Source organism: Streptomyces europaeiscabiei (genome assembly GCF_001550375.1).
In the GTDB taxonomy this organism is placed as follows: Bacteria; Actinomycetota; Actinomycetes; order Streptomycetales; family Streptomycetaceae; genus Streptomyces; species Streptomyces europaeiscabiei.
Genome location: NZ_LRTR01000077.1, coordinates 1 through 3,498 on the forward strand (window position 1 = coordinate 1; position 3,498 = coordinate 3,498).

The 3,498-nt window shown below is 70.3% G+C and carries 1 protein-coding gene and 1 pseudogene; one reads left to right on the forward strand and one right to left on the reverse strand.

The window, feature by feature from the left end; translation table 11 throughout:
* Window positions 1-1,179: 1,179 nt before the first annotated feature.
* The gene (gene gcl, locus AWZ10_RS03315) at window positions 1,180-2,964 is read right to left on the reverse strand and encodes a glyoxylate carboligase (RefSeq protein ID WP_046709622.1); all 1,785 of its coding nucleotides are present in this window, start codon (window positions 2,962-2,964) and stop codon (window positions 1,180-1,182) included.
* Window positions 2,965-3,216: 252 nt separating this feature from the next.
* Here gcl and AWZ10_RS03320 point away from each other — a divergent pair.
* Window positions 3,217-3,498, forward strand: a pseudogene (locus AWZ10_RS03320) (hypothetical protein); the annotation flags it as partial.

The following is a 3,498-nucleotide window of genomic DNA, read 5'->3' on the forward strand; positions in this document are numbered from 1 at the left end:
CCAGTGCGGTGGTGCAGGCTCCGGCCCGCGTCTCGACGTGAGGGACGCGGAACCGGCGCCGTCGCATCCGCCGCGGTCCGACCCGTTGAGGGGTTCGCGGGGCCCGGGGCAGGCCGTCAACGACCTGGTGTGCTCGACGGGTACCGGCACCGCATCCGCGACGAGCTGTGCGCAGAGCACCGTCGCCGCGTGTCAGCGCGAGGCCGTTCGTTCTCGTCGCCGGGCACGAGAGCCTGCGGTGCGCGGTCTCGCCCACGGAACCACCGCCGAAGATCCGGCGCCACCGCTCCGCGCGCACCGGAGGTGCCGTTCCAGGGCGTTCGGGTCCTCGACGACCGCGCGAAGCTCTTCGAAACCGACGGAACGGCTGCACAACTCGACCGACTGGGCAAAGGGTTGGCCCTTGGCGCCGATGGCGAGCAGGGCGAGGGCCGCCGGGGAGGTGGCGATGTGTCCGGTGCTGCGGCGCGGTACTCGATGTCGATACGGCCTGGGGAGCGAATCCTTTCCCTGGGCCCGGGGAGTCCTGGAGCGTGCGCACCACGTTCCGCTCGCCGACCCCGGCCTCCGCGGCCTGCGCATCAGGTCGCTCCGGAGAGATGGTGCGATCAAGGTCCGACAGCCCGATCAACGGCCACCGAAACGGCTTCCCGCCTACGCAAGCATGCGTAGACCGTCTACGGAACCCTCAAATCAACCTCTGAACCAGTGCGTGGGGGCTTCAACTACCCCTGGGTCAGGGCACATTCTCGACACACGAGGCCCGCCGGCACGGGGGCGGCGGGCCTCGACGGGGGAAGCCCCCACGGGGGAAACCGGGGGCACGGGGGAACGCGGGATCGGGGGAAACGGGGGCCCGGTGATCGGGGGAGAACCGGGAAAACGGGGGAAACGGGGGAGGTCACGCGCGGCGGCGCGACAGAGCGGCTCGTGCCAAGCGAGGTCGCGCTGCCGCAGGGCCTCCCCTTCCCACCCTCTCCCTCCCGCTCCTCCCGCTCCTCCCGCTGGAACAACGCGGTGCACGCCTCTGAGCAAGCCCGAGCGGCGCGACAGCCTCGGGCGCGGGTCACCGGGCGGCCCACCCCCGGATGAGCCGCCCCTGATACCCGTACGCCGACGTCACCGTCGGTTGCCGTAGGGCACCGCCGGCGCCATGGGCCGCCGTCGACGCCGTACGTCTCAGACCCGCAACGTCCTGATCGACGTGGGCGCGTGGCCCGGTTCCGTCGCGATCTCCTCGAACTCCACCACGTTGCCGATGTCGTTCGTCGTCGACATCGAGATGTTGGTGACGCGCTCCAGGATCGCCTCGACGACGACCGGCACCCGGTACTCCGCCGCGAGCTTCTTCGCCTGTTCGAACGCGGCGCCCAGTTCGGCCGGGTCGGTCACCCGGATCGCCTTGCAGCCCAGCCCCTCGGCGACCTTGACGTGGTCGACGCCGTAGACCCCCAGCTCGGGCGAGTTGACGTTCTCGAACTCCAGATTGACCTGGAAGTCGATGTCGAAGGCGCGCTGGGCCTGACGGATGAGGCCCAGATAGGAGTTGTTCACCAGGACATGGATGTACGGGATGCGGTGCTGCGCCCCGACCGCCAGCTCCTCGATCATGAACTGGAAGTCGTAGTCGCCGGAGAGGGCGACGACGGACGCCTCCGGGTCGGCCTTCGCCACACCGAGCGCGGCCGGGATCGTCCAGCCGAGCGGGCCCGCCTGGCCGCAGTTGATCCAGTGGCGCGGATGGTGGACGTGCAGCATCTGGGCGCCGGCGATCTGCGAGAGCCCGATGGTGGAGACGTACCGGGTCTCGGGGCCGAACGCCTTGTTCATCTCCTCGTAGACGCGCTGCGGCTTGATCGGGATGTCGTCGAAGTGCGTACGGCGCTGGAGCCGGGCCTTGCGGTCCTGCGTGTCGGCCGCCCACGCGGAGCGGTCCGGCAGCCCGCCTGCCGCCTTCGACTCCCGTGCCACCGTGACGAACAGTGCCAGTGCGGCCTTGGCGTCGGACGCGATGCCGTAGTCGGGGGCGAAGATCCGGCCGATCTGGGTGGGCTCGATGTCGACGTGGACGAACGTCCGGCCGGCCGTGTAGACGTCCAGCTTGCCGGTGTGCCGGTTGGCCCAGCGATTGCCGATGCCGAGGACGAAGTCGGACTCCAGGAAGGTCGCGTTGCCGTAGCGGTGCGAGGTCTGCAGGCCGACCATGCCGGCGTTCAGCTCGTGGTCGTCGGGCAGGACGCCCCAGCCCATGAGGGTGGGCACGACCGGGACCCCCGTCAACTCGGCGAATTCGACGAGGAGTTCGGCGGCATCGGCGTTGATGATCCCGCCGCCCGCGACGATCAGCGGCCGCTCCGACGCGTTGAGCAGCCCGATCGCCTTCTCGATCTGGGCGCGACCGGCGGCCGGCTTGTAGACCGGCAGCGGCTGGTACGTGTCCGGGTCGAACTCGATCTCGGTGAGCTGGACGTCGATGGGGAGGTCGATGAGGACCGGGCCGGGTCGCGCGGAGCGCATCAGGTGGAAGGCCTGCTGGAAGACGCCGGGGACCTGCGCGGCCTCCAGCACGGTCACGGCCATCTTGGTGACCGGCCTGGCGATGGAGGCGATGTCGACCGCCTGGAAGTCCTCCTTGTGGATCACGGCCGTGGGTGCCTGGCCCGTGACGCAGAGGATCGGGACGGAGTCACCGATGGCCGAGTAGAGCCCGGTGATCATGTCGGTCCCGGCGGGGCCGGAGGTGCCGATGCAGACACCGATGTTGCCGGGGTGGGTGCGGGTGTAGCCCTCGGCCATGTGCGACGCGCCCTCGACATGCCGGGCGAGGGTGTGCTGGATGCCGCCCGAGGCCCTGAGGGCCGCGTAGAAGGGGTTGATCGCCGCGCCGGGGACACCGAACGCGTCGCGGACACCCTCACGTTTGAGGATCTCGACTGCCGCGCGGGCAGCGGTCATACGGGCCATTGCGTACTCCTGCTCCAGCTGCCGGACTCGCTCCCGTCGCGCCCCGCGGTGAGCACTTCCGTCATCCCGTCAGTGACATTTCCGTATTACGGAAATTCTTTTCTGCTATCTGGAATCAGCGTAGGGAGAGAGGCAGGGGGCGTCAAGGGCGGGGCAGCGGAATCCACCGGGGCGTCTCAGGGTGTTTCCCTGCCGGAACAGCCCTGGCTGGAGGACGATGAGGAGGCGTTTTCGATGTGGCTCGACGGCGGGGTGGGGAGCATGGGCGAGAGCATGGCGGTGCGGTGCCCGGACTGCGGGCGCGAGCATCAGTACGCCCCGCCGGCCTACCCCTGCGCGTGCGGCACCCCGGTCGCCCCGCCCCTGAACCGTCGCGCCGCCCCCACCTCCGTCACCCACCACACCTGGGACGAAGACTGGGTCACCGTCCGCTGCGGAGGCTGCGGCCGCGCCGACCAGTGGCCCCACCCGGAGCTGGGCTGCTCCTGCGGGACCGTGCTGCGCGTGCCCGTGTCCGGCGTCCTGCGGCCCGCG

Bases quoted from the DNA above. Each gene is read 5' to 3' on its own strand.
- gcl (WP_046709622.1), bottom strand. From the start codon at position 2,964: ATGGCCCGTATGACCGCTGCCCGCGCGGCAGTCGAGATCCTCAAACGT.